At 73.6% G+C, this 24225-nt stretch carries 22 protein-coding genes; 17 read left to right on the top strand and 5 right to left on the bottom strand.

Features of this window, described 5'->3' with window-relative positions:
* Window positions 1-60: 60 nt before the first annotated feature.
* From EDF64_RS15100 to EDF64_RS15065, 8 genes are all read left to right on the top strand, one after another.
* Entirely contained in the window at window positions 61-1092 is a 1032-nt protein-coding gene (locus EDF64_RS15100; RefSeq protein ID WP_133520785.1) for a hypothetical protein, read from the top strand.
* The gene (locus EDF64_RS15095) at window positions 1092-3869 is read left to right on the top strand and encodes a helix-turn-helix transcriptional regulator (RefSeq protein WP_133520784.1); all 2778 of its coding nucleotides are present in this window, start codon (window positions 1092-1094) and stop codon (window positions 3867-3869) included. The genes EDF64_RS15100 and EDF64_RS15095 overlap by 1 nt, the downstream gene beginning before the upstream one ends.
* Before the next feature lie 94 nt (window positions 3870-3963).
* Window positions 3964-5232, top strand: coding sequence for an LCP family protein (locus tag EDF64_RS15090; protein ID WP_071293501.1), 1269 nt, complete (start codon window positions 3964-3966; stop codon window positions 5230-5232).
* 43 nt (window positions 5233-5275) lie between these two features.
* Window positions 5276-5851, top strand: coding sequence for a DUF4232 domain-containing protein (locus tag EDF64_RS15085; RefSeq protein ID WP_071293500.1), 576 nt, complete (start codon window positions 5276-5278; stop codon window positions 5849-5851).
* A gap of 77 nt (window positions 5852-5928) precedes the next feature.
* The gene (locus EDF64_RS15080; protein WP_133520783.1) at window positions 5929-6696 is read left to right on the top strand and encodes a hypothetical protein; all 768 of its coding nucleotides are present in this window, start codon (window positions 5929-5931) and stop codon (window positions 6694-6696) included.
* 74 nt (window positions 6697-6770) lie between these two features.
* Complete coding sequence (locus tag EDF64_RS15075; protein WP_133520782.1) at window positions 6771-7826, top strand: amidoligase family protein; 1056 nt, start codon at window positions 6771-6773, stop codon at window positions 7824-7826.
* Window positions 7827-8047: 221 nt separating this feature from the next.
* The gene (locus EDF64_RS15070; protein WP_133520781.1) at window positions 8048-8725 is read left to right on the top strand and encodes a response regulator transcription factor; all 678 of its coding nucleotides are present in this window, start codon (window positions 8048-8050) and stop codon (window positions 8723-8725) included.
* The gene (locus EDF64_RS15065; protein WP_133520780.1) at window positions 8715-9944 is read left to right on the top strand and encodes a sensor histidine kinase; all 1230 of its coding nucleotides are present in this window, start codon (window positions 8715-8717) and stop codon (window positions 9942-9944) included. Before EDF64_RS15070 ends, EDF64_RS15065 begins: the two co-directional genes overlap by 11 nt.
* Before the next feature lie 31 nt (window positions 9945-9975).
* Here EDF64_RS15065 and EDF64_RS15060 read toward each other — a convergent pair whose 3' ends face one another.
* Window positions 9976-10848: an MBL fold metallo-hydrolase gene (locus EDF64_RS15060; protein ID WP_133520779.1), complete on the bottom strand. Its 873-nt coding sequence runs from the start codon at window positions 10846-10848 to the stop codon at window positions 9976-9978.
* A 229-nt stretch (window positions 10849-11077) separates the two neighbouring features.
* On the opposite strand from EDF64_RS15060, the gene EDF64_RS15055 reads away from it, so the two are divergent.
* The 4 genes from EDF64_RS15055 (at window position 11078) to EDF64_RS15045 (ending at window position 14466) form a co-directional block, all read left to right on the top strand.
* On the top strand, window positions 11078-11860 hold the full coding sequence (locus tag EDF64_RS15055) for a Pr6Pr family membrane protein (protein WP_133520778.1): 783 nt from the start codon (window positions 11078-11080) through the stop codon (window positions 11858-11860).
* A gap of 281 nt (window positions 11861-12141) precedes the next feature.
* The gene (locus tag EDF64_RS18615) at window positions 12142-12276 is read left to right on the top strand and encodes a hypothetical protein (protein WP_279512739.1); all 135 of its coding nucleotides are present in this window, start codon (window positions 12142-12144) and stop codon (window positions 12274-12276) included.
* A gap of 141 nt (window positions 12277-12417) precedes the next feature.
* Window positions 12418-13656 carry an FAD-dependent oxidoreductase gene (locus EDF64_RS15050; RefSeq protein ID WP_133520777.1) on the top strand — a complete coding sequence of 413 codons (1239 nt, stop codon included), beginning with the start codon at window positions 12418-12420 and terminating at the stop codon, window positions 13654-13656.
* An 81-nt stretch (window positions 13657-13737) separates the two neighbouring features.
* Window positions 13738-14466, top strand: a complete 729-nt coding sequence (locus tag EDF64_RS15045) for an SDR family oxidoreductase (RefSeq protein ID WP_133520776.1) — start codon at window positions 13738-13740, stop codon at window positions 14464-14466.
* A gap of 90 nt (window positions 14467-14556) precedes the next feature.
* Here the strand turns inward: EDF64_RS15045 and EDF64_RS15040 are convergent, their stop codons facing one another.
* Complete coding sequence (locus EDF64_RS15040; RefSeq protein WP_133520775.1) at window positions 14557-15828, bottom strand: glycosyltransferase; 1272 nt, start codon at window positions 15826-15828, stop codon at window positions 14557-14559.
* 117 nt (window positions 15829-15945) lie between these two features.
* Between EDF64_RS15040 and EDF64_RS15035 the strand changes: the two genes are divergently transcribed.
* Window positions 15946-17088: an acyl-CoA dehydrogenase family protein gene (locus EDF64_RS15035; protein ID WP_133520774.1), complete on the top strand. Its 1143-nt coding sequence runs from the start codon at window positions 15946-15948 to the stop codon at window positions 17086-17088.
* A 92-nt stretch (window positions 17089-17180) separates the two neighbouring features.
* Here EDF64_RS15035 and EDF64_RS15030 read toward each other — a convergent pair whose 3' ends face one another.
* On the bottom strand, window positions 17181-17810 hold the full coding sequence (locus EDF64_RS15030; RefSeq protein WP_071293491.1) for a TetR/AcrR family transcriptional regulator: 630 nt from the start codon (window positions 17808-17810) through the stop codon (window positions 17181-17183).
* A 95-nt stretch (window positions 17811-17905) separates the two neighbouring features.
* On the opposite strand from EDF64_RS15030, the gene EDF64_RS15025 reads away from it, so the two are divergent.
* Both EDF64_RS15025 and EDF64_RS15020 read left to right on the top strand, forming a co-directional pair.
* A complete protein-coding gene (locus tag EDF64_RS15025; protein WP_071293490.1) occupies window positions 17906-18652 on the top strand; it encodes an SDR family NAD(P)-dependent oxidoreductase in 747 nt (248 codons plus the stop codon).
* Between the two features lie 101 nt (window positions 18653-18753).
* Entirely contained in the window at window positions 18754-19938 is a 1185-nt protein-coding gene (locus EDF64_RS15020; RefSeq protein ID WP_133520773.1) for an MFS transporter, read from the top strand.
* Between the two features lie 111 nt (window positions 19939-20049).
* On the opposite strand, the gene EDF64_RS15015 is transcribed toward EDF64_RS15020, so the two are convergent.
* A complete protein-coding gene (locus EDF64_RS15015) occupies window positions 20050-20742 on the bottom strand; it encodes a response regulator (RefSeq protein ID WP_133520772.1) in 693 nt (230 codons plus the stop codon).
* Window positions 20739-21971, bottom strand: coding sequence for a sensor histidine kinase (locus tag EDF64_RS15010; protein WP_166645758.1), 1233 nt, complete (start codon window positions 21969-21971; stop codon window positions 20739-20741). Before EDF64_RS15010 ends, EDF64_RS15015 begins: the two co-directional genes overlap by 4 nt.
* A 132-nt stretch (window positions 21972-22103) precedes the next feature.
* Between EDF64_RS15010 and EDF64_RS15005 the strand changes: the two genes are divergently transcribed.
* Together EDF64_RS15005 and EDF64_RS15000 are read left to right on the top strand one after the other, a co-directional pair.
* Window positions 22104-23351: a glycosyltransferase 87 family protein gene (locus tag EDF64_RS15005; RefSeq protein ID WP_133520770.1), complete on the top strand. Its 1248-nt coding sequence runs from the start codon at window positions 22104-22106 to the stop codon at window positions 23349-23351.
* A gap of 170 nt (window positions 23352-23521) precedes the next feature.
* Complete coding sequence (locus EDF64_RS15000) at window positions 23522-24205, top strand: SDR family NAD(P)-dependent oxidoreductase (RefSeq protein ID WP_208108921.1); 684 nt, start codon at window positions 23522-23524, stop codon at window positions 24203-24205.
* Window positions 24206-24225: the final 20 nt, after the last annotated feature.

The following is a 24225-nucleotide window of genomic DNA, read 5'->3' as shown; positions in this document are numbered from 1 at the left end:
ACCCCCGATGCCGACTCCCAGCGAGCCGTCCGCACCGACCGATCGCCCTGAGGATGCCCGATGCCCATGTCCCCCTCCGTCTCGAAGCCGACCACACAGCACGACCGCGGCGCAGTCCGAGAGCACCTCGCGCGCTCGGGGGTGCTCGACGCCTGGCGCCCCGACCGCGGTGGTCCGACCCCGTGGACCGTCGCCGACATCGCCGATCGCCTGCGCGACCTCGGCGCGGCGGACGCCGACCTCGGGTGGATCGGCGCGGTCGCCGCGGTGACGAACCTCGCGGTCGCGGAGTTCCCCGACGAGACGCTGCACGAGGTCTGGGAGTCGGACGGCGACACGCTCGTGGCCGGCACCCTCGCCCCGCAGGGCACCGGCACCTGGACCGACGGCGCGTTCCACGTGCGCGCGGTCTCGACCCCGGCGAGCGGCCTGCCCTGGGCGGACTGGGTCATGGCGACGGTCCGCGACGCCGACTCCGGCGCGCTGGTGCGGGTCCTCGTCCCCATCGCGGACGTCCGCGTGGAGACGACCTGGGACGCCTCGGGCCTGCAGGACTCCGGTGGTGACACCGCGCACCTCGAGGACGTCGTCGTGCCCGCTCGGAGGACCCGGACCCTCGCGCCGGCGCCGTCGGTGGCTCCGCTGACGTTCTTCGCCACGATCTTCTTCGCCGCCCCGTTGATCGGCGCCGTCGAGTCCGCGCTCGACCGGGTCCTCGACGACGTCGCAGCCCACGGGGAACGATCCGCCCGAGCCGACGTGCGGGCAGCCGTCGGTGCCGCTGCCCGCGACGTGGCCCGTGCCGCGGGTCTGCGCGCGGCTGCGTCGGGCGCCCTCGGAACCCGCGACGAGGTGGACGCGCTGCCCGCCGTGGCCCGTGCCACCTCGGCCGACCTCGCCGTGCAGGCACTCGCCGCGGCCGAGCAGGCGCTCCCGCTCCTCGTGAGCGGGACCGGAGCGGCGGCACTGCGCACGGGGCACCCGCTCGCGCGGACGGTCCGCGACGTCGCCGTCGGCGCGCGGCACACGGCGCTCTCGCCGACCAAGTCGGCGCTCGCCCACACCGACGCGCTGTTCGAGGGTCGCTCCTGATGGCCCGACAACGCGACGAGCAGCCGTCGCACAACCGCATCCCGCTCGAGCGTCGCGACCTGTTGGAGCGCATGGTGCGCGTCGCCGGCGAACGCGGCGGCCGCCTGGCCATCGTCGGGGAACCCGGCGTCGGGAAGACCACGATGCTCGAGGCGCTCGCCGGCCGACTGGCCCAGGACCGCATCGTGTTGATGCTGCGGTTCGACGAGGGGACGACAGGCCCGTACGCGGCGGTCAGGACACTCCTGCGACTCGTTCCCGACCGCATCTTCCGCACCCTGCCCATCGGCTACCGGGCGGTCCTGGAGCAGGTGCTCCAGACCGCTCCCCCGGGGTTCGCCGACCACCGGATGCTCGAAGCGGCGTTGCGGCACCTCTGCAACGTCCTCGCCGCAGCGCACACGGTGGTGATCCTGGACGACGCGCACCTGGCGGACCGGGAGTCCGTCGACCTGATGGCCCCGATGTTCCGGCCACCGCACGAGGCCGCCGGGACGGTGCTCATCGTCGCGCGGGAGCTGGACGCCGGCGGCCCGGTCACCTCGTGGAAGGTGGTGTTCACCGCGTCGCAACTCGCCTTCCTGGCGCCGCTCAGCCCCGCGGCGGTCGCCGGCGTCCTGAAGGACTCCGAGCTCGGGGGCCTCTCCGCGACGGACCTCAACGAGATCGCGACGGAGAGCGGCGGCAACCCGTCGTGGGCGATCGACCTGGCGATCACGCGGCTCTCCGGGGACGACCGGACGGCCGCGTCGACGTCACGTGCCCTCGCGTCGACGATCCGTCGGATCGAACGACTCCCCCCGGCCGTCCGAGAAGTCCTCGCGGTCACGGCGTCGATGCGCGGTGGCACCGTCGAGGCGCTCTTCCACGTGGTCGGGCAGGCGGAGGACGCCCTCGCCGAGGGCGTCGCACTCGGCGTCCTCAGCACCAAGGGGCACGAGGTCGCCGTCCGGACCCCGCTCCTGCGTGCCGCGATGTCGGCGAGGCTGTCCGCGCAGGAGCGGCGAGCGCTGCACGCCGGGCTCGCCGAGTCCCCCCTGCCCGCTGAACAACGACTCGAGCACCGCGACGACGCCGTCCTGCCGGGGCCGCGACCGGACCTCGCGGAGGAGCTGCGAGCCGCCTCGGGCCGCGCCCGCCGGATCGGGACGACCTCGAACGCGCTGCGCCTGGCGATGCGCGCGGTCGCGCGGTCCGACGGACGCTCCGACGCGCACGTGGACCGCGTCCTGCACGCCGCGGAACTCGCGGGAGCGCACGGCGATGCCGCGCTCGTCAGGCGGTTGTCGGCGACCCTCGACCCCGCCGTCCTGGCACCGGAGCAGTTCGACCGGATCGCGGTCGTCAGCGCCGAGGCGATCGCGCAGGACCTCGGCGTCGACGCGCTCGACCGTCGGCTCGCGAACGCCAGACGGTCGTTCGAGTCGGGCGACGTGCGCGCATCGATCATCGACGTGCTCCGGATCCTCTGGTCCTCCGGTGGAGCGAGCGACGTCGCGCACGAGCTCGGAGACCGCGCCGCCGAGCTCCCGCCCGAGGTCGCTCCGAACACGCTGCGCGCAGCGCTGGAGGACCTCGCGTTCCGGCTCCTCGACGCGGGCGAGGGACTCTCGTCGGAGATCATCGCGAGGACCCGGGCCGTCGAGTCGGCCAGCGGCACGCTGGACCTGACCTCGAGCGCGGCGTCCATCGAGGCGACGGGCGCCTACCAGGCAGACGACCTCGGCCGTTCGCGTCCCGCACTCACCGCCTTCGTCCGGACCGCGGAACTGCTCGGTGCGCACCCGACCACCACCCGTGCGCTCGCGCACGCGGCCATCGTCGAGATCCTCGCCGGACGCGTCGTCCAGGCGGCATCGCTCCTCCACGAGGCCGAGCAGCACGCGCTCCGCCTGGTGGACCCGCCGGCTCCGCTCACCCGCGCCCGGGGACTCTTCGCACTCACCCGGAACGACCGCGAGACGCTCGAGGAGATCCTGACCGGGTGGTCGAGCCCGGCGGCGACGATCCGCGGCAGCCTGCTCGTCCACGGCCTCGCCGGCATCGACGCGGCCTGGTCCGAGAACTGGACGGAGGCGCGGACCGAGCTCGAGCTGGCCCTGGAGCTGGCCGAGGCGAAGGGCATCGTGGAGCCGGGACGACGCCTGTGGATCGACATCGAGCTCGCCCGTGCCCGTGTCCACCTCGGCGACCTCGACGGCGCCGAACACCTCGCCCGTCGACTCGCCGCGCTCGACGAGTCCCACCGGCGACCCCATGCCCACGGCCAGTCACTCCGGATCCGGGCGATGGTCGCGATGCGGCGGGGCCAGCAGGACGAGTCGCTCCGGCTCGCCGAGGAAGCCGTGGAGGAGCTCCGCCGCGGCGGCTTCGCACCCGAGTCGGCGCGCGCGCAACTCGACCGTGCGCAGCTCCTGCTGGACGCCGGCCGCAGCGGACGGGCACGACAGGTGCTCGCCGACGTCGCGACGAGCCGGATCCACGCCGACGACCCGCGGATCGCCGCCCGGACACTGCGTCTGGCCGAGGCGGCCGACACCGTCGACGGTCGAGCGCTGCTGACGGCCGCCGAGACCCGGGTCGCGCAGTCGGCTGCCGCCGGACGGACGAACCGCGAGATCGCCGCCCAGCTGTTCGTGAGCGTCAGGACGGTCGAGACGCACCTCGGCAACGCCTACCGCAAGATGGGCGTCCGCACGCGCACCCAGCTCGCCCTCGCCCTGAACGACCTCGGCCAAGACGACCCGAGCCCTGGCCGAGGCTCCGGCCCCGCATGAGCGTCGGACACGCGTCCGGCTCCGGCTCCGGCCCCGGCTCCGCCTCGGGGCGGAGCCGGAGGACCGGTCGGCACCACAACCGAACGGAGTACCCATGACACAGCGCCACCGGTCGCAGCCCCTCGGCATCGCCCGTCACGGACGGCTTCCGCGCCGGCGCGGATGGGGCCGCGTGACGGGCATCGTCGGCGCAGCGGCGGCCGTCGTCCTGGTCAGTGCCACCAGTCTCGTCGCGATCGCGGGTGCGCAGCTCGACGCGGCACCGCACACGGTCGCCCTCAGCACCGACGACCAGAGCGTGGCGCGGGCCGCCGACATCACCGCGATCCCGGGCGGCGCCAACATCCTGCTGATCGGATCCGACACCCGCGTCGGACAGTTCGACGCGGCCGACGGGCTCGCCGGCGCGCGCAACGACGTGACGATCCTCGTCCACGTCTCGGCCGACCACACCCGGTTGACCGCTGTGAGCTTCCCGCGCGACCTGGAGATCCCGCTCCCGTCCTGCAGGAACCCGGAGAGCGGAACGACCTACCCCGCCGCCGCGAAGGCCCTGCTCAACACCGCGCTCGGCCACGGCGGGATCTCGTGCGTCGTGGACACCATCGAGAACCTCACCGGCGTGACGATCCCGTACGCCGGTCTGATCACCTTCGACGGGGTGATCGCGATGTCGAACGCCGTCGGTGGTGTCGACGTCTGCGTCGCCAAGCCCATCGACGACGACTACGTCGGGCTGCACCTCTCGGCGGGGACGCACGCGCTCAGCGGTGCGACGGCGCTCGAGTTCCTGCGGTCGCGCCACGGCGTGGGTGACGCCAGCGATCTCGCCCGCATCAGCTCGCAGCAGGTGTTCCTCTCGGCGCTCCTCCGGAAGGTGACGTCGAACGGCACGCTGAGCGATCCGGTGACGCTCTACCGTCTCGCCGGTGCGGCGCTGAGCAACATGACGCTGTCCGACGGGTTGCACCAGCCCCGGACGATCGTGGGACTGGCGTCGATGCTCCGGTCCATGGACACGTCGGACATGCTCTTCGTGCAGTACCCCGTCACCGACGACCCCGATTCGCCCGCGCACGTCCTCCCGGAGCCCGAGCCCGCTCACGCGCTCGACGTCGCCATCCAGGACGACCAGCGGACGTCGTTGAGCGACTCCACGACGGGGCGGGCGTCCACGCCGGTCACCGCTGCTCCGCCGTCGTCCGACGCCGCGAACGGCAGCGCAGGGGCCGCGCACGGCAGCGCCGGCGCTCCCGGGACCACCCGGGCGCAGCCCGCCGAGCCGGGCCCGTCAGCCACCCCGTTGCCGTCGGCGATCACGGGGCAGAGCGCGGCGGAGCAGACCTGCACCGTCGGGTCGTGACCGCTTCATCGTCGTCTCATGCCGCCAGTGTCAGGTTTTCCGTATGCAGCAGCTGACGCTCCGAGGGACGGTGATCGCGACCCTGGTGGTCGCCCTCGCCGTGACCTCGGCCGGTTGCACGTCGTCCACACGCCCGACCGGCCGGGACCACGAGCACGTGCAGAGCCTGCGGTCGCCGCGGTGCCACGACTCCTCGCTGTCGGCCAGCGTGAGCGGCCGCGACGGAACGGCGTTGCCGCCCCGTCCGACCGACGAGGGTGCGGTGCTCCTTGCCGTCGTCTTCACGAACGAGGGCGACCACAGCTGCGTCCTGCAGGGATGGCCCACGGCACGCCTGGTCTCCCACGGGAGCCCCTTCGGTCCGGACGCCCTCGAGATCCGAGCCGTCCCCTCGCCGGCGGTCACACTCCGCCCGGCGAAGCGCGCACAGGTGTACGTCGCCCTGCACGCGGGGGAGTCGCCGATCGACTGCGTCGAGGCCGAGCCGGAGGCGCTGGCGGTGGTGCTGCCGCACAGTGAGAGCACCCTGACGGCCGGCCTGCCCACCGGGTACCTCGGATCGACCTGTCGCGCGGAGACGGCGACGTTGATCGGCATCCAGGCGGTGCTCCCCCTCTGAGGTCGGCGCGATGCGCTCGTCCCTCCTGAACTCATCCGGCGAAGTCAGTCCCACTCCACCATCGGAAGGAAACGACCATGAACACGAACACCTCGAGCACACGGGGCCGCGCGTTCCGACGCATCGGCGGCGCAGCCCTCGTCACCGGCGCTGCGGCGTGCGCTGTCGCAGCACTCTTCGGCACGCTGCCCGCCCAGGCGACGGTGACGCACCACGCCGCGACGACGACCACCGCGGTGCGCACGACGTCCGACCGCACCGTCCCCGCGGCGGCTGCGACCGGCGCCCAGCGCGCCAAGGCGGAGAAGGACGCCGCGATCCGCAAGATCCAGAACGACCCCACGACGAAGAACCTCGACGCGTACTACGCGGCGGGCTACAAGTACGAGGACGCGCTCGACCTCGCGGCCCTGTGGAACGCCTCGGACCGGAACCATGCAAAGTTCACCGCCGGGGCGGAGCTCCGTGCCGGCCACACGCTGCCGTTCGCTCCCGGCGCCGGGTTCGCCCGGAGCTACACGAGGGCGCAGCAGGTGCACGCGTTCGAGATCGCCGAGGTCGACGACGGCGGGCTCGCGGCACGCCTCGCCGCCTCGTGGAAGGTGTCCCCGGAGACCGCGAAGGCCAAGGCCGGCGCACTGGCCCTGGCGAACCAGCCGGTCCCGCTGGAGCACCCGACGCCCTCGGCCGGTGACGCTGCCACTGCGTTCGCGAACGCCGGGTACGACTACGCCGATGCCGAGAAGCTGGCCCAGATCTGGAAGATCGACGCCTACAGCGCCAAGGTCAAGGCCGGTCAGGACCTGCTGAGCTCCCCGCAGATCCCGCTCCCGATCCAGCCGTGACCGACGGACCGGTGCCGGGTCCCCGGACCCGGCACCGGTCCCGCATCTCCCCTCCACCGCACGAAGGACCCACGATGACCACCCTCAGGCGCCGCATCGGCTTCGAGATCGAGCTGCTGGCTCCGCGCGGTTCCGACCGCCGTGCCCTCGCACGGAGTGTGGCCGACCAGGTCGGCGGCCGCGTGTCGACCGTGTTCCACACGGACTCGGAACCGTCGCTCGTCCCCGGGATGGGGCAGTTCTGGCACCTGACCCCGGGGTTCGCCGTGACCGACGGTGCCGGACGACCGGTCGCGTCGTTCGTCGACGACATCACGCTGGTCGACGACCTCCGCGACCTCGCGGACCCGACGGACGTGCCGAGCGCGGAAGACGGCTGGTACCGGATCCTGTCCGACGAGCCCCGTCTGCTCCGGCTCGTCGAGCGCCACGAGACCCCCGGCGCACCGTTCGACCGCGTCCTCCGGTCGGCTGCGGAACTGTTCGGTACCCGGGTCGACGTCATCGGTCCCGTCCGCCGGCTCGACGACGAGAGCGGAGCGACCCTCGCCATGGCGACGGCACTCGCGCGCGGACGCGACCGCCCGTGCGAGATCGTGACGGCCCCGTTGACCGCCGACCACCACGCGACCCTCGAGCTCCTGCTCGGCCGGGCCCGGGCGCTCGGCTTCACCGTGCCCAGGGAAGCGGCGGTGCACCTGCACTTCGACGGAGCGCCCTTCCGAGCGCCCGGACCGTTCGCGAACCTCGTCCGGCTGTTCGCGCTCTGGCGGGATGAGCTCCGATCGGCGCTCGGCTCGAACCCCGCGGCCACGAGGGTCCGTCGGCTGCCGGACGAACTCCTCGCACTGGTCGAGACCGCCGACGGCTGGCCCGCTCTGCAGACCGCGGCGGCCGGCGTCGGTCTGACCAAGTTCTTCGACGTCAACCTCACCGCGCTCCTCGACGCCGACCCGGTCCGCGACACCGTCGAGGTGCGGATCCTGCCCGGCTCGATCGACGCCGACGGGATCACCGAGCGCGCCGCGCTCGTGGAACGGCTCCTCGACCGGTGCCTCCTGTCGGAACCCGTTCCGTCGCCCGAGCGCGCGGGTGGTGACCTCCGTGCGCTCGCCGACCACGTCGTCTGACCTGACGCGGCCGATGCCGACCGGCGGGACGATGACGACCTGGGCGCTCCCCGCAGCACCGCAGTGCCGCTGCCACGTCTACGGCATGCGGTGCGTCCGGCCCGACCGGCACGCGGGCGAGCACGAACGCGGAGCGCTCCGGTGGTGAGCGGTCCGGACGGCACCCGGCCGACCGGTGCCGGGTCGTCCCCGTCCGTCGGCGAGCGTGGGACGGCGACGACGTGAAGGTCCTGCTGCTGGAGGACGACCGGTCCCTCGCGACCGAGGTCGAACGCGTCCTGCGTCGTGCGGGGTACGCGGTCGACGTCACCCGCACCTACCAGGACGCCGACGTCGCCGCGGTCTCCGGCGACTACGCGTGCCTGGTCCTCGACCGGAGCGTTCCCGGTGGCGACGGCTCGGAGCTGGTCGCCGCGCTGCGGAGGAGCGGGGACCTGACGCCCGCGATCCTCATCACCGCACGGGACGCGTTGGCCGACCGGGTCAGGGGCTTCGACCTCGGCGCGGACGACTACCTCGTGAAGCCCTTCGCCGCGGTCGAGCTGGTCGCACGGGTCCGTGCGCTCAGCCGTCGTGGCCAGGTCACGCTCCCCCCGGTGCTCGATGCGGTGGGCATCCACCTGGACGTGCAGCGGCACACGGTGCACCGGCACGGTACGAAGCTGCTCCTCCGCGCGAAGGAGTTCGCCGTGCTCGAGGAACTGCTCCGTTCGGGCGGCGGCGTCGTGACGAGGGCCGAGCTCGTCGAACGGTGCTGGGACGAACTCCACGACCCGGCGTCCAACGTCGTCGACGTCGTGATCGGGCAGCTCCGGAAGCGCCTCGGGTCGCCGCCCGCCATCCACACGGTGCGCGGCGTCGGCTACCGCGTGGGGGACGAGGCGGCCGGTGACGCCTGAAGCGCGGCACCTCCGCCGGTTGCGGTGGCGAGGCACGGTGCTCTTCGCGATCACGACGGCGATGTGCCTGGTGGTCCTCGCCGTGATGGCGTCCGTCATCGACTCGCGCTCGCACACGCGCGAGACCTACCGCGAACTCACCGTGCTCGCGGAGCAGCTGGCCCGGTCGGCGGAGTCGTCCGGCCCCGAGGTCCGGTTCGACGCGCAGGACGTCGCGACCTGGACGTCGATCGACGGCACCTTCGCGTACGTCGACCCGGCCGGCATCGTGGTGGCCTCGCCGTCGCAGCGTGCGCTCCCCACGTCCGCGACGATGACCGACCTGATGACACGAGCACGGCACGGCGACGGGGCCGTCCGGACGAGGGCGCCCGCCGTCGGGAGCGGTCGGCCCGTCGACTGGGTCGTCCTGGCGGTCCCCTACTCCGACACCGTCGTCTTCGCCGGGGCCTCGGCCACTGCCCCACCCGACCACCGTCGGCTCGATCTCCTGCTGGTCCTGACGGTCGCCGGGCTCTGCGCCCTCGGGACCGCGCTCGGACACCTCCTCTCCGGACTCGCCGTGCGTCCGTCCATCCGGAGCATCGAGCAGCACGAGCAGTTCCTCCGCGAAGCTGCCCACGAACTGCGGACGCCACTCGCCGTGATGCGGCTCGCGCTCGACGACGGGTCGCCGCACCTCGGGTCGATCTCGACGCAGGTCACGCGGATGTCGGCGCTGGTGGGCCGGCTCCTCGACCGCGCGCGCATCCGGAGCGCCGACCCCGCGTCGTTCGAGCTCGAGCCCGTCCGCCTCGACCAGGTGATCGAACTCGCCGTGGAGGAGTTCGAGGACACCGAGGGCGGGTCCGACGTCCGGCTGGACCTCGACCCGTCGGTGGTCGTCGGGCACGCGGAGCTCCTGGCGCAGGCGGTGCGGAACCTCGTCGAGAACGCGCTCCGCCACGGCACCGGCCCGGTCGTGGTGGCGCTCCGCGGCGACGTGCTGACGGTCACGGACCGGGGCTCGGGGATCCCGGTCCGCCGACGCCGCGGGGTGCTCGAGGGTGGACGGACGACCGCTGCGGGTGGGACCGGCACCGGGCTCGCCATCGTGTCCTGGGTCGCCGACGTGCACGGGGCCGACCTCACCCTCGGAGACGCCGAACCACACGGGCTGCGCGTCACGCTCACCTTCCCGGGGCCGAGCGCTCGACGACCGCGCTCGGCCCCACGGTGACCCGGGCCCCACACCCGGCCCCGCCGCTCGGCTACCGCAGCGCGTCGGTGACCGGTCGTGCGGCGTCCGGGTCGAACCGGCGGAACACCGCGTCCGGGAAGTGCGGGCCGACGAGGACCACGTCCTCGGTGCCGACACGACGCGCGATGGCGCGACGGGTCCGGACGGCTTCCTCGGCGTCGTGGTCCCCGACCCAGACCACGTCGGGGTGCAACACCTCTCCTGGGCAGTGCACCGCATCGCCGACGATGAAGGCGGTCGAGCGGCTCCCCTGCACGGCGAACGCGTGGTGGCCCGGGGTGTGCCCGGTCGTCGCGACGGCGGTGACGCCCTCGACCGGTCGGGCACCCTCGGTGAGGCTGTGTCGGCGCTCGTCGATCAGGGCCAGCTCGTTCGGTCGCGGGGCGACTGCGTCGGAGCGGTGCTCGGGTCGGTTCCAGAACGCCCACTCGGCGTCGTCGAGCCAGTACTCCGCGCTCGGGAAGGTGTGGACCCCGTCGACGTCCTCGTCCCCGATCCACCCGACGTGGTCGGCGTGCAGGTGGGTCAGCAGTACCGTGTCGACGTCGCCGGGCTCGACCCCGATCGTGCGGAGGTTGTCGAGGAGCATGCCGCCGCGCATGAACGCGTCGCGTGTCGTCCCGGGTCGGACGAGCGGGATGGTCCGCCTGCCGATGCCCGCGTCGACGAGGATGCGACGTCCCTGCGTCGAGATGAGGATCGCGCCGACGCTCAGGACGAGCATCCCGTCGTCGTCGAGCACGTCGAGGCCGTCGGACAGCACGGCGTCGTGCCCGCGGGGGTAGGCGAGCGCGGGTTCGGCGCGGAACTCGCCGTCCGGCACGTAGGTGAGGGTGATGCCGCCGAGGTCGAGGCTCGTGACGGCAGCGGGGGATGCGGGCACAGGAGGCTCCAGTCCGTGGTCGGGGGGTGAGGACGGGGACAGTCTGCGCGGCCGGGCGCCGCTGACACCTCCGCACTCTCACCGAGGTCGACGCCGACCCGCACAGGGCGCCGGACGGCGCAGGAGGGCGGCGTGGACTTCAGCAGCCCTGCGGATGCCGACCGTGGCCGCTCGGCCGAGGGTGGTGGCGCCCGGTCGATCCCGGCCGGGCGATCGAAGGAGGACCATCGTGGCTGATCTCCAGCTGCACCAGTCGACGTCCAGTCCGACGTCCGCACCGTCGACACGGAACGCGCCAGCGACCGGGATCGCGAGCGCCCGGGCGGCGGTCGCGACCCTGATCGCCCTGGCACTCGCTGCCCAGTACGGGCAGAGCGTGGTCTTCTGGCACCACATCGGTGTGACGAGCATCCCGGGGAAGACCCTCGACTTCGCGCTGTTCTTCACGGAGGACTCGAACGCCGCGGCGGTCGTCGTGTTGGTGGTCGGTGTGGTGCGGCTCGCGCTGGCGGTCCGCCCGACGACCGCGTGGACGACGACACGGCTCGCCGTGACGGTCTGCGTCGTGATGACGGCCGTCGCCGACAACGTGCTGCTCCGCGGCCTGCCGCACCCGGACGGCTCGGTGCTCCCCTGGGCCGACGACGTCGTGCACATCGTCGGCCCCGCGCTGGTGCTCCTCGACTGGCTCGTCGCCCCGGACCGCGTCCGGCTCCCCCTCCGACTGCGGACGGTCGGCCTCGTGGCCGCTGCGCCGGTCGTGTGGCTCGTCGTCACGCTGACGCGGGGACCCTTCACCGGAGACCAGGCGAGTGATGCGGTCCACTACTACCCGTACGGATTCCTGGACCCCGACACGTCTCGGTACGGGTACGCCTCGGTCGCCGCGTACGTCCTCGCCCTCCTGCTGTTCCTCACGGTGACCACGCTGGCGCTGTGCTGGTCCACGCGGCTGCGCTGGCATCCGCGACCGTCGACGTCGCGCCGTCCCGGGGACGGGGTCCACGAGTGAACGGCGCCGGACGGAACCCGCACCGGGGAACCGCGGCGGGAACCCCCACGGTCCCCGCCGGGTGGCCCCGAGCGGGACCCGGTTCCCCGGCACGGCCTCCAGCGACGGGCCGACCCGAACGGCCGCGTCCGCACCAGGATCCGCGACACCGGTCGGTCGTGCATCGGTGGGACCACCGGACACCGACCACCCGCCCCCGGCCTCTGTGCCCGGCCCGCGCCGGAACGGGAACCGGTGGGAACCCTGAGGGAGAAGCCGGAGCGGCCGTCGAGGATGCTCGCATGATGCACTCTCATGTGAACGATGCCGACGTGCCGTTCGACGGGACCACCGGACCGGGGACGACGAGCACCCCCGCCAGCGACGACGACGTCCGGCCGGACGAGCAGCACGCGCAGCCACGCAGCGACTGGTGACGGGCGCGTCCGCCGGCCCTCCCCGTGGTCGCACGGATGCGACCACGAGCCGTCCGACCCGATGCTGCTCCTGTCCGTCGACCAGGTACGGGCACGGAACAGGCGCGCAGTGCGCACGGAACGTGAGGACGTGCAGGTCGGATGCAACGAGTACTGGACATCGCGGTCTGCGGTGGCGGCATCGCGGGCCTCGCGACCGCGCTGCTGCTCACCCGCGCAGGGCACCGGGTCCGTGTCCACGAGCGCGACGCCGACGCCGACGCCCGTGACCAGGGCGGGAGCATCGGGATCGACGGTGCGCTCGGCCGCGTCGTGCTCCGACGCATGGGCCTGGACGCGGCCTTCGCCGAGATCGCCCACCCCGAGGCAGCGGTCGGGCGGCTCGTCGACGCCGCGGGGACCGTGCTGCGCGAGTCGCCGGGGGTGACGGACTCCGGCGACGCCGAGGTCGAACGGCCGCGCCTCCGTCGTCTGCTGCTGGACCGGCTCCCACGCGGCACCGTCGAGTGGGGGCACCGCGTCCGTGCGCTCGAGGACGACGGCGGGCGGGTGCGCCTCCGGTTCGACGACGACACCGAGGCCGTCGCCGACCTCGTCGTCGGAGCGGACGGTGCGTGGTCGCGCGTCCGCGCCGCGGTGGGCGGGACCGAGCCGGTCTACAGCGGGATCACGTTCCTCGACCGCCGGTTCCCGGACGTCGAGCGGGACTTCCCGCGCGTCGCGGAGACCATCGGCCGGGGCACGCTCTTCGGCGCCGACAGCGGCCTCGGGTTGATCGCGCAGCGCATCGGGCGGAACGCGCGGGTGTACGTCGCGTTCCGCGCGGAGCTCGCACGCGTGCGCGAGACACCGGTGCAGCGGCTTCGCGCCGGACTCCAAACGGCGTTCGACGCCTCCGGGTGGGCCCCGTCGCTCCTGGAGCTCGTGTCCGCCGGTGCCGAACCGGGGACGGTCCGTCCGGTGTTCGAACACCCGGCCGGCCACCGGTGGGCGAGTCCCCTGGCCGCGACGCTCGTCGGCGACGCGGCACACCTGCAGTCCCCGTTCTGCGCGCTCGGGACCAACGGCGCGCTGCTCGACGCCGCCGACCTCGCCGACGCACTGGACGGCGCCGCGACGGTCGACGAGGCACTCGTCGCCTACGAGGCGAGGATGTGGCGCCGAGCGGCCCCGAACGCGGCGGCGGCGCACCGGAGCCTCCGGTGGTTCATGCACGACGACTCCCCGGGTGAGTACCTGCGCCGACGCGACGGTCACACCTGTCGCCCCGCACCGGCCGTCTCGCTGGACGAGCCGTGGTCCCCGGGGGCCGTCGCGGCACGGTGGGCGACCGACGACTCCGGCCCGGTCCCCCGTGCGGGTCGCCGACGACCCGTGTGATCACCGATGCCCGGCCGGGGCGGGCGCGCGACGATGCACTCGGAAGGCGCTCCGGTGGTGGAGCGTCGGAGAGGAAGACCGATGGACCTGCCTCGTATCGAAGGCTCCCGGATCCTGGTGACCGGAGCGAACGGCGGACTCGGGGTCGAGTTCGTCGACCAGGCACTCGCGCGCGGCGCGGAGCGGGTCTACGCGACCACGCGCACGCACCGTGACTGGGACGACGACCGCGTCGTGCCGATCGCGCTGGACGTCGACGATCCCCGAGCCGTCGAGCGAGCGGCCGAGGTGGCGCACGACGTCACGATCACCGTGAACAACGCGGGGATCGCCTCCCTGGAGCCGCTGGCGACCGGTGACGTCGACGTGCTGCGCCAGGTCGTCGAGACCAACCTCTGGGGCGCCCTCGGCGTCGCGCGGGCGTTCGCGCCGGTGATGGCGACGAACGGCGGCGGCACGCTCGTCAACGTGCTGTCGGCGGCGAGCTGGGCGCACCGGTTGGGTGCCTACAGCGTGTCCAAGGCCGCGCTCTGGGCGGCGACGAACGTCCTGCGTCTGGAACTCGCGCCGAGTGGCGTCCGCGTTGTCGGGGTGCACCTCGGCTTCACCCGCACGCCGATGCTCACGAAGTACGACGTCCCGATGCCGCCCATGGGCGAGGCAGTCGACGTGGTCCGGTCGGCGTACGACCAGATCGAAGCGGGCGCGCTCGAGGTCCTCGCCGACGAGCGCAGTCACACGGTCCGGCAGACGCTGGCGCTGCCGCTCGGAGAGGCGTACCCCGAGCTCGAGCAGCTCGGACTCCTCTGAACCGAGGACCCGAGCGGACCGAGGAACCGAGGACCCGAGTGAACCGAGGAACCGAGGAACCGAGGACGAACCCCCGCGCGGGCGCCGCCGTCAGCGGCCCCGCCGGGCCGGCGCCCCCGCGGCCTCGATCGCGTCGGCTGCCCCGCGCGTCCCGTCCTCGGCGGCGAGCGACGTCCGGAACGAGCGAGCCCGTCGGCGAGCGTCCGGCCCGAGCAGGGGCCGGATCGCCTCGACCAGGCGGGCGCCGGTCAGCTGCGCGAACGGCATCCAGGTCCCGAGTCCGCGGTCCTCGAGACGCTGCCCCCAGAACGGTTGGTCGAACGAGACCGCGCAGACGACGCTCGGGATCCCGGCGGTCACTGCCTCCGCCGTCGTGCCGGCGCCCCCGTGGTGCACGGCCACGACGCAGCGCGGCAGGACCGCAGCGTGGTCGACCGACCCCACGACCCGGACGCGCTCGGAGTCCTCCCGGTCGCCGAAGTCGGACCAGCCGGCGCCGATCAGCCCGCGGACGCCGAGCTCGGCGCAGACGCGGGTGACGAGCGCCGTCATCGCAGCGGGGTCCCGCACGGGCATGCTCCCGAACCCGAAGAAGACCGGCGGTTCCCCGGCGGCGAGCCACTCCTCGAGCCGTCCGTCGACGCCGGCGTCGCCCCAGCGGGTGTGGTCGTGCGCGGTGGCCCGCGGGAACCCGGTCAACGGCCGGATCGGCGACCAGTCCCGGAGCTCGGGGACCAGCAGGCTGCTGTACGCCTGCACCTCGAGGTCCGGCGGTGGGAACTCACCCCGGTCCTCGGGACGCCGGGTGAGTCCGAGCGCGCGGCGGAAGTCGCCGAGGTACTCCGCGTTCGCGATGCGGTCGCGGCGAGCGGCGATCCGGTGGGTCATCAGGTTCACCGCACCGGGGAGCCGTGCGGTCGACACGGAGAACGCGGGGAAGAACCGGTTCGACCGTCGCGGCGAGTGGACGAGGGCGACCACGGGGATGCGCGCGACGCCGGCGATGTGTCGCACCTCCTCGATCGTGAGGTGGTTGCCGACGATCACGTCCGCACCCGAGCTCGCCGCGATCACCGCCGGGAAGAAGGTCGGCGCGATGCGCTGCTTGAACGCGGCGATCCCGGTGAGGTAGGCGCGGGTCCCGCCGGTCCGGAGGAACTCGCTGCCCTCGTCCGACCGAAGGAAGGCGCGGATGTCGACGCCGAGCGGGACCGTCTCGAGGCCGAGCGCGCGGCCCATCGGGACGAGGTCGTCGGCGGTCGCCAGGACGACCCGGTGTCCCCGGCGGTGGAGTTCCGCGGCGACCAACGCAGCGGGTTGGACGTCGCCGCGGGTGCCGGGTGTGATGAACGTGATCTGCATCGTGGCCGGAACGGTACCGAGCAGCACTCGACTCCACCCCCGTGGTCCCACTGAGCGTCGGGTGGCCCGGGTGGAACCACGGACGACCAGACGCCGCGGCGTTCCTACAGTCACGACATGCGCACGCACACACCCCTGCCCGTCGACGAACTCCCCGACACCGACCGGCTGCTCGACCGGCTGCGGGACGCCGCCCCGGCCATCGACGAGGACGCCTCCGTCCCCGCGGACCTCCTGACCGAGCTGCGGACGAGCGGACTGTTCGAGATGCTCACGACCCCGCCCGACGGCTCGCCCCGGGTTCCGCTCCCCGCCGTGTTCCGCACCTACGAGCGCATCGCCCGCGCCGACGCCTCGATCGCGTGGCGCGTGTGGAACGGCAACTTCGGCTTCCTCCACGACCTCCTCGGACCGGCCGGGCGAGATGCACTCCACAGCGGCGCGCGGGACGGGACCCCTCGGTTCGCCAACGCGGGACAGCCGGGTCGAGCACGGAGGACTCCCACGGGGTGGCTCGTCGACGGGCGGTGGCCGCTCGTGTCGGGTGCCGACACGGCCGACTGGTTCGTCTTCGGGGCGCTGGCCGAGGACGGCGATGCGCCGGGAACGGTCCTGCGGACGCCACTGCGCGCCGACCAGGTCAGGATCGAGGGTGACTGGGACGGCACCGGTCTCCGCGGAGCGGGCAACCGGGTCGTCGTCGCCGACGGTGCGGCCGTGCTCGACCACCTCGTCACCGTCATGCGTCCCGCACCGGGTTCCGCCGAGCCCGACGGGTTCACGCCCCTGCTGCTCGTGGCGCCGGGCGTCTCGGCAGTGACCCTGGGGATCGCGCGTGGCGCGCTCGACCTCGCCACCGAGCGCCTCCGCGAGGATCCCCGGCGGGGCGCCGACCCCGTGCACCGGATGGGCCTCGCGCGCGCCGACGCCTCACTACGGGCCGCGCTCGGCGGGCTGCTCGACGCGGCGGCCGAGGTCGAGCGTCGGCGGACCGCCGGCGAAGCGGTCCCGCCCCGGGAGCGGGCCCGGACGATGGCGAGCATGTTCCACGCGGCCGAGGTCGCCTCGGACGCGCTCCAGGCCGCGGCCGCGCTGGGCGGCTCGGCGTCCCTCCGTCGGGGCTCCGCGCTCGAGCGGGTGCTGCGCGACGGCGCCACCGCACTCCGGCACGGCAACCAGTCGGCCACGGGCTACCCGGCAGCGGGTGCCCTCCTCATCGCGGACGACGGGCCGGGACCGTGCCGTGGAACCGGGGGGTGACGGACGGGAGGCGCGGTGCGGGCCCGCCCCGCGCCTCCCGTCCGTCAGCGGTGCCGTCTGTCAGCGGTGCTGTCCGTCGGCGGTGCCGACGGTCAGGTCCAGTCGCCGTCGTCGGTGCCCAGGTGCTCGCGTCCGACGGACGTGATCGGGACCGTCGCGAGGCTGGTGAGGCCGATCTGGAGCAGCGTCGCACGCGAGACGCCGACGCGGCCGAGCGTGGACATGCCCTCGATGACCGCGCAGAAGTAGGTCCCCAGGGCCTCGGCGTCGGCGTCGGCCTCGATCTCGCCGGCGGCCTGCGCGTCGACGATGCACGCGACGTAGTCGGCCCGGATGGCGTCGAACGCGCTCGCGACGGCCGCGGCGACCTCGACCTCGCGGCTGGAGAGCTCGACCGCCGCCCGCAGGAACAGGGAGGGCGGCGCCTGGCCGGCGCCGTGCTCGACCGCGGCGGAGACGAGCACCGTGCGGATGCGGACGATCGGGTGCTCGGCACTCTGCAGGCTCGTCTTGACGGCGTCCACCGCCTCGGCGGTGTCGCTGAGGAAGGCCCGCATGAAGAGTTCCTTCTTGCCGCCGAAGGCGTTGTAGAGGCTCTGGCGTGCGAGGCCCGTCGCTTCGAGCAGGTCGTCGAGGGACGTGCCGGCGAAACCCGTCTCGGCGAAGGTGCGCCGCGCGCGGTCGATGACCTCTGCCTCGTCGAACATGCGTGGTCGTGGCATTCGCGATCCTCCTCGAACCGGTTATTGACTGAAGCGTCCATTATGCCCTATCGTTCTGGACTAAGCAGTCAACAACTAGGAAACGGAAGCACATCATGGTCGGAACACTGAACGGCAAGACCGCACTCGTGTCGGGCGGCACCTCCGGGATCGGCCTGGCGGTCGTCCGTCGGTTCGTCGCCGAGGGAGCCCACGTCTTCGTCACCGGACGACGCCAGCAGGCGCTCGACGCCCTCCGCGAGGAGTTCGGCGACCACGTCACGCCGGTGCAGGCCGACGCCACCGAGCCCGCGGGCATCGAGACCGTCTTCCGGGCCGTCGCAGCGCGCGGTGCCGGTCTGGACGCGGTGCACGTCAACGCGGGCATCGGGGAGTTCAAGCCGCTCGCCGAGGTCACGGCAGAGGACATCGACGAGACCTTCGGCACGAACGTCCGCGCCACCACCCTGACGGTGCAGGGCGCCCTGCCGTTCCTCGGGAAGGGCTCGGCGATCGTCGTGACGGGCTCGTCGTCGGCGTCCGGCACCGAACCGGCGTTCGGCCTCTACGGCGCCTCGAAGGCCGCCGTCGCCACCCTCACCCGGACCTGGGCGGCCGAACTCGCGCCGCGGGGCATCCGGATCAACACCGTCGTGCCCGGCCCCACCGAGACCCCGGGACTCAAGGGCCTCGCCCCGAACGACCCGGACGCGCTCCTGGCCGCGATCGCCAGCAAGCTCCCCTTCGGCCGCGTCCTGCTCCCCGAGGAGGTCGCCGCAGCCGTGCTGTTCCTGGTCTCGGACGAGAGCTCGGGCATGACCGGCAGCGAACTCGCCGTCGACGGCGGCAGCACGATCGTCTGATCCACCCGGCCCCGCCCCACGACGGGACACCGCCGCGACCGCACCCGCGGTCGCGGCCACCACCCGGACGCCCCACGTCCGGCAGGAAGAGGAGGAAGAACATGTCACGCACACACCGCAACGGGTGGTTCGGGGTCGCCTCGGTCGCCGTCGGGTCCTTCGGGACCGTCCTGTCCGAGTTCCTGCCGATCGGGCTGCTGCCGTCGATCTCGGCCGACCTGGGCGTCCGGATCAGCACCGCCGGGCTCATGGTCGTCGTCACCGGTCTCGCAGCCGCGGTCGCCGCCCCCGTCGTCACGGTCGCCACGTCCCGCCTCGACCGTCGCGTGGTCCTGATCGGTCTCAGCGCCGTCCTGGTCCTCGCCGACGTCGTCGCCGCGATCGCCGGGGTCTTCCCGGTCCTGCTCGTCGCCCGGGTCCTGCTCGGCGTCGCGCTCGGCGGGTTCTGGGCGATCGGCGCGGGGATCGCTCCCCGCCTCGTCGCCGCGAAGGACACCATCCGAGCCACGTCCCTGATCACCGCCGGGATCTCGATCGCCACCGTCGTCAGCCTCCCCCTCGGTGCGCTCGTCGCCGCCTTCTCGACCTGGCGGCTCGCGTTCGTCATCGGCGCCGCGCTCGGCGTCGTCGCGCTCGTCCTGCAGCTCGTCGCCCTGCCCACGATCCCCTCGCAGCAGCGCATCCGCGCCACGGCGCTCACGAGCCTGTTCGGTGTGCCGCGGGCCCGTGTCGGACTCGTCGTCGCCGCGTTCCTGTTCGCCGCGCAGTTCGCCGCGTACACCTACATCAGCCCGTTCCTGCAGGACGTCGCGAAGCTCAGCCCCGACGTCGTGTCGGTCGCCCTGCTCGTGTTCGGCGTCAGCGGCATCGTCGGCAACTTCGTGGCCAGCGCGACCCTCGACCGCTCGGTGCTCGGCACACTCGTCGCCGGCGGGCTCGCACTCGCCGCCGCCGTCGCGCTCCTCCCCCTCGTCGCGCACCTGTCCCTCGCGGTGTTCGCACTGCTCGTCGTCTGGGGACTGGTCTGGGGCGGGCTGCCGCTCGGCCTGCAGACCTGGATGGCGGGCGCGACGCCCGAGGGCGCTGAGGCCGGACTCGCGATGTTCGTCACGACCATCCAGGTCGCCCTCGCCGTCGGTTCCACGCTGGGCGGCGTCGCGGTATCGGTCTCGGGGCTCGCCGCCGACTTCGGGTTCGCCGCCGTCGTCGCGCTGCTCGGTTCCGCCGTCCTGGTCCTGCTCGGCGTGCGCTCGACCCGCAGCCGGCTGGCCGTCGCACACCAGTAGCCCCAGCACCCCGCCGCCGGCCGCACCGGACGATGGGCACCACCCGCCGACGCCGACCCGGACCCCGGGCCGGCGTCGGCGCGCGTCGGCACGTGCGGGTGCTGCCCGTGGTCAGGACGCGAGGATCGGCGGGGAGTCCCCACCGGCCGTCCGGTCGCCCGTGAGCCGGTACTGGTGCGCGTAGATCACGAGCTGGACGCGGTCGCGGAGGCCGAGCTTGGTCAGGACACTGCTGACCTGCGTCTTGATCGTCGACTCGCTGACGAACTCGATCCGGGCGATCTCGACGTTCGTCCGGCCCGCCGCGACGTGGTCGAACACGATCCGTTCGCGGGGTGCGAGCGAGCGGAACGCCGCCGGCGCCGGGGGCGCGTGGGTCCCCGACTCGAGTCGCAGGAGCGCGGCGAGGTCATCCGGGCTGACCACGGCGTTCCCGGCGACGACGGTCCTGATCGCCGTCAGCAGGGCGTCCGGGGTCGCGTCCTTGAGCAGGAAGCCGGCGGCGCCGAGCCGGACCGCCTCCGCGGTGGCATCGTCCACCGCGAACGTCGTCAGGACGATGATCTTCGTCGCGATCTCGGGGCCGTCGTCGCCGAGCAGACGCCGCACCACCTCGACACCGTCCAGCCGTGGCATCCGCACGTCGAGGAGGGCGACGTCCGGCACGGTCTCCCGGATGAGGTCGACCCCCGCCTCGCCGTCCGCGGCCTCGCCCACGACCTCGATGTCGGCCTGCTTGTCCAGCATGAAGCGGAGCCCGGCGCGGAACAGTTCCTGGTCGTCGACCAGTGCGACGCGGATCACGTGGCCGCGCCGTCCGGAGCGGCCGCGCCGGGGTCCGCCGAACCCTCGACCGACAGCCGGACACGGGCGACGAAGCGCTCGTCGTCGGTGATCGTCTCGAAGGCGCCGTCGACCTCGCGCGCGCGGTGAGCCATGTTCCCGAGCCCCCGTCCCGACCCCGGTTCGGCGTCCGGTGACGTCCGGTTCTCGATCTCGAGCACCACGACGTCCGGCCACCAGGTCTCCCGTACCGACACGACCGCGGCCGCGTCGCCGTGCCGCAGCAGGTTCGCGACCATCTCCTGCACGATCCGTCGGGCCACCGCGCCCTCGCGTGCGGCCAGCCGCCCGCGATGCCCACGGACGGCGTGCTCGACCGTGAGCCCGGTCTCGCGGAGGCGTTCGACCACCTCGGCGAGGCCGATCGCGTCCGTCGCGCTCGGCTCGGCGTCGATCCCGGCCAACACGTCGCGGACCTCGTGCAGGGAGGCCCGCGCGGCCGCGGCGATGTTCCCGGAGATGCGGTGCAGCTCGTCCGGGTCGTCCGTGAACGCCGCGGAGTCCGCCTGCGCCACGATCACGGCCAACGAGTGCCCGACGACGTCGTGCACGTTCCGGGCCATGTCCGCGCGGAGCCGGTCGATGCGTGCGGACTCCGTCGCGTCGACCGCGCGTCGTTGCGCCCGCTGCCGCAGCGCCGTCTCCGCCACGGCGGACCGGCGCAGGCGCACCGCCAGCCCGACCGACCACGCGACGAACAGCACGGCAGCGGGCCCGACCAGCGCCGGCCACCGGGTGTCGGGGTCGTTCGCGATCCCCGCCACCAGGCGGCCGCCGGCGAACGAGAAGTCGTACGCCGCGTAGGCGCCGCCGACGACGGCCCCGACGGCACTCGCGATCCGCAGGAGCGGAGCCCCGTACAGCGCGAGGCTGTACACGACGACGACGTACGTCAGGACCAGCGGCGTGAGCCCGTCGCCCGGGAAGGGCTGGAGGACCACCAGGAGGAGCGTCGCGGCGGTGGTCAGGGCCGGACGGCGGCGCACCGCCACCGCAACGAACCCCAGGAGGAGCGCGACCGGCGAGGGGACGCCGAACAGGAAGGGACGCACCACGAACGGAGCGAACGAGGCGCCGACGATGGCCAGCCCGAGCAGGACGTCCGCCGGTGGCAGCTGTCGGAGGAACGACTCGACCGCCCGCAGGGTGGGGACCGCGCGCTCGGTCACACCGCCCTCGTTCCGTTCCACCAGCGAACCGTATCCCGCTCCGGACGCACCGGACATCGTCCGATCGGGGGAAGACCGGTTCGCCCGGTCTCCGGATGAGGGTCACCGTCGGGGCCGATCCGGTGACGGGGTCCCCGGCCGTAGCGTTCCGGGATGCCGACCGACACCGTCCTGACGTCCACGCCCCGCCCGACTCGATCGGCCACCAGCCGTCGACCCGTGGTCGCCCTCGTCGTGGCAGCCGCGACCGTCGTCCTGGTCTTCGCCCTGCTCCCGTTCCTGCCGCACATGCTGCCGGTGGACTTCCTCGTGTACCGCGATGTCGTCCCGGTGCTGCTGCGCGGCGGGGACGTGTACGCCGGTAACCTCCGCGCCCCGGAGCTCGGCCCGGTCGGCATGCCGTTCACCTACACGCCCTTCGCCGCGCTCCTGTTCACGCCGACGGGCCTCCTGCCGTGGTACGCGGCCTTCGTCGGCTGGACCGTCCTCAGCGTCGCGATCCTCCTCGTCACGGTCCTCTGGTCCGCAGGGTGCCGGAGCGCCGCCGACGTCGGGTACCGGCACCTCGGGCTCTTCCTGCTGGCCTGCAGCACGACGGTCGCGGTGCAGCACCTCGTCTACGGCCAGGTCAACCTCCTGCTGATGGCGCTCGTCCTCGCGGACCTGGTGCTGCCGGACCGCATCCGGGGCCACCGCCGCCCGACGGGCCTCCTCGTCGGCATCGCCGCGGGCGTGAAGCTGACGCCGGCCCTGTTCATCGTGTACTTCGCGGTCACCGGGCAGTGGCGCCGACTCGGCTGGTCGAGCGCGGCGTCCGTCGCGACCGTGGCGATCGGGTTCGTGGTCGCACCCACGGCGAGCCTCCACTTCTGGACCTCGACCGTGTTCCACCTGTCCGACCGGGTCGACCTCACGGGGAGCGCCTCCGCCTCCTCCGGCAACAACTCGGTCGCCGGCGCGATCGCCGGGCTCGCCCCGGACTGGGCCGGCCTGACGACGCCGCTCGTCGTGGTCGTCGGGATCGCCGGACTCGCGGTCGCCGCGATGGTGCACCGGCGTGGCCGTCCCGTCGCCGCGGTGCTCGTCATCGGGCTCCTCGCGCCGATGCTCTCGCCGATCAGCTGGATCCACCACTGGGTGTACCTGTTCCCCGCCGCGCTCGTCGCCCTCCGCGCCGTCGAGGACCGTCGGACCCGCACCGCGATCGCCGTCGGGCTGCTCCTGCTGGTCGTCCCGGGGCCGAGCTTCGCCGACTTCATCCAGAGCGACGCGCCCTGGGCCGCCGCGGTCGCACCGGTCTGGCGGGAGTCGCTCCTGCTCTGCGGTGCCGGCCTGATCGCGGTCCTGGCGACCACGTCGCCCCGCCGGACGGCACCGGACCGGCCGCTCGTGACGAGCTGATCCCGCGGTCAGCGCGTCGGCCCCCGCCCGGCCGGGTCGGTCGGGTCGGTCGGGGTCGGGTCAGTGGTTCCCCGGTGGTGGAGCGGCGGGTGCCGTGCACACCATCGACCATGACCCCACCGACACCCCTGCCCCGGTCATCCTCCCCCGTCCCCATCGCGGGCGCCTCCGTGTTCGTCACTGGCGCCGACGGCGGACTCGGCGCGGAGTTCGTGGCCCAGGCGCTCGACCGGGGCGCCGCGGTCGTCCACGCGGCGACGCTCGAGCCCCACCGGTGGTCGGACCCCCGGGTTCGTCCCCTGGTCGTCGACATCCGGGACGGCGCGTCGGTCGAGGCAGCCGCCACGGCCGCTGCGGACGCGAGGATCGTGGTGAACAACGCGGGCACGGGCTCCGCGGCGTCGCTCGTCACCGGTGACCTGGACCAGCTCCGGGACGTCGTGGAGACGAACCTGTGGGGGTCCCTGCGCGTGGCGCGCGCGTTCGCGCCCCTGCTCGAGGCGAACGGCGGCGGCGCGATCCTCAACGTCCTGTCCGGGGCGGCGTGGGACCACTGGTTGCGGTCCTACAGCGTCTCGAAGGCGGCGCTCTGGGCGGCGACGAACGGCATGCGCCTGGAGCTCGCCCCGCGCGGCATCCGGGTCGTCGGGCTCGTGCTCTCGTTCACCGACACGGCGTTGCGCCGGACCTTCTTCCCCGGGATGCCGGACGTGAACCGGCCCGCCGACGTCGTCCGGACCGCGTACGACCGGTACGAGGCCGGCGCGCTCGAGATCCTTGCCGACGCGCACTCGGCAGCGCTCAAGGCCGCGCTCGCCGAGCCCCTCGTCGAGGCCGCGCCCGACCCGGAGTGACCCGGTCGTCCGGACGTCCG

It is taken from the genome of Curtobacterium flaccumfaciens, from assembly GCF_004361695.1.
GTDB lineage: Bacteria > Actinomycetota > Actinomycetes > Actinomycetales > Microbacteriaceae > Curtobacterium > Curtobacterium flaccumfaciens_B.
This window is presented reverse-complemented; position numbering and strand designations above follow the sequence as displayed.

Bases quoted from the DNA above. Each gene is read 5' to 3' on its own strand.
- EDF64_RS15040 (WP_133520775.1), bottom strand. From the start codon at position 15,828: ATGCAGATCACGTTCATCACACCCGGCACCCGCGGCGACGTCCAACCC.
- EDF64_RS15050 (WP_133520777.1), top strand. From the start codon at position 12,418: ATGCAACGAGTACTGGACATCGCGGTCTGCGGTGGCGGCATCGCGGGC.
- EDF64_RS15095 (WP_133520784.1), top strand. From the start codon at position 1,092: ATGGCCCGACAACGCGACGAGCAGCCGTCGCACAACCGCATCCCGCTC.
- EDF64_RS15080 (WP_133520783.1), top strand. From the start codon at position 5,929: ATGAACACGAACACCTCGAGCACACGGGGCCGCGCGTTCCGACGCATC.
- EDF64_RS15090 (WP_071293501.1), top strand. From the start codon at position 3,964: ATGACACAGCGCCACCGGTCGCAGCCCCTCGGCATCGCCCGTCACGGA.
- EDF64_RS15020 (WP_133520773.1), top strand. From the start codon at position 18,754: ATGTCACGCACACACCGCAACGGGTGGTTCGGGGTCGCCTCGGTCGCC.
- EDF64_RS15075 (WP_133520782.1), top strand. From the start codon at position 6,771: ATGACCACCCTCAGGCGCCGCATCGGCTTCGAGATCGAGCTGCTGGCT.
- EDF64_RS15005 (WP_133520770.1), top strand. From the start codon at position 22,104: ATGCCGACCGACACCGTCCTGACGTCCACGCCCCGCCCGACTCGATCG.
- EDF64_RS15025 (WP_071293490.1), top strand. From the start codon at position 17,906: ATGGTCGGAACACTGAACGGCAAGACCGCACTCGTGTCGGGCGGCACC.
- EDF64_RS15085 (WP_071293500.1), top strand. From the start codon at position 5,276: ATGCAGCAGCTGACGCTCCGAGGGACGGTGATCGCGACCCTGGTGGTC.
- EDF64_RS15045 (WP_133520776.1), top strand. From the start codon at position 13,738: ATGGACCTGCCTCGTATCGAAGGCTCCCGGATCCTGGTGACCGGAGCG.
- EDF64_RS18615 (WP_279512739.1), top strand. From the start codon at position 12,142: ATGATGCACTCTCATGTGAACGATGCCGACGTGCCGTTCGACGGGACC.
- EDF64_RS15030 (WP_071293491.1), bottom strand. From the start codon at position 17,810: ATGCCACGACCACGCATGTTCGACGAGGCAGAGGTCATCGACCGCGCG.
- EDF64_RS15035 (WP_133520774.1), top strand. From the start codon at position 15,946: ATGCGCACGCACACACCCCTGCCCGTCGACGAACTCCCCGACACCGAC.
- EDF64_RS15100 (WP_133520785.1), top strand. From the start codon at position 61: ATGCCCATGTCCCCCTCCGTCTCGAAGCCGACCACACAGCACGACCGC.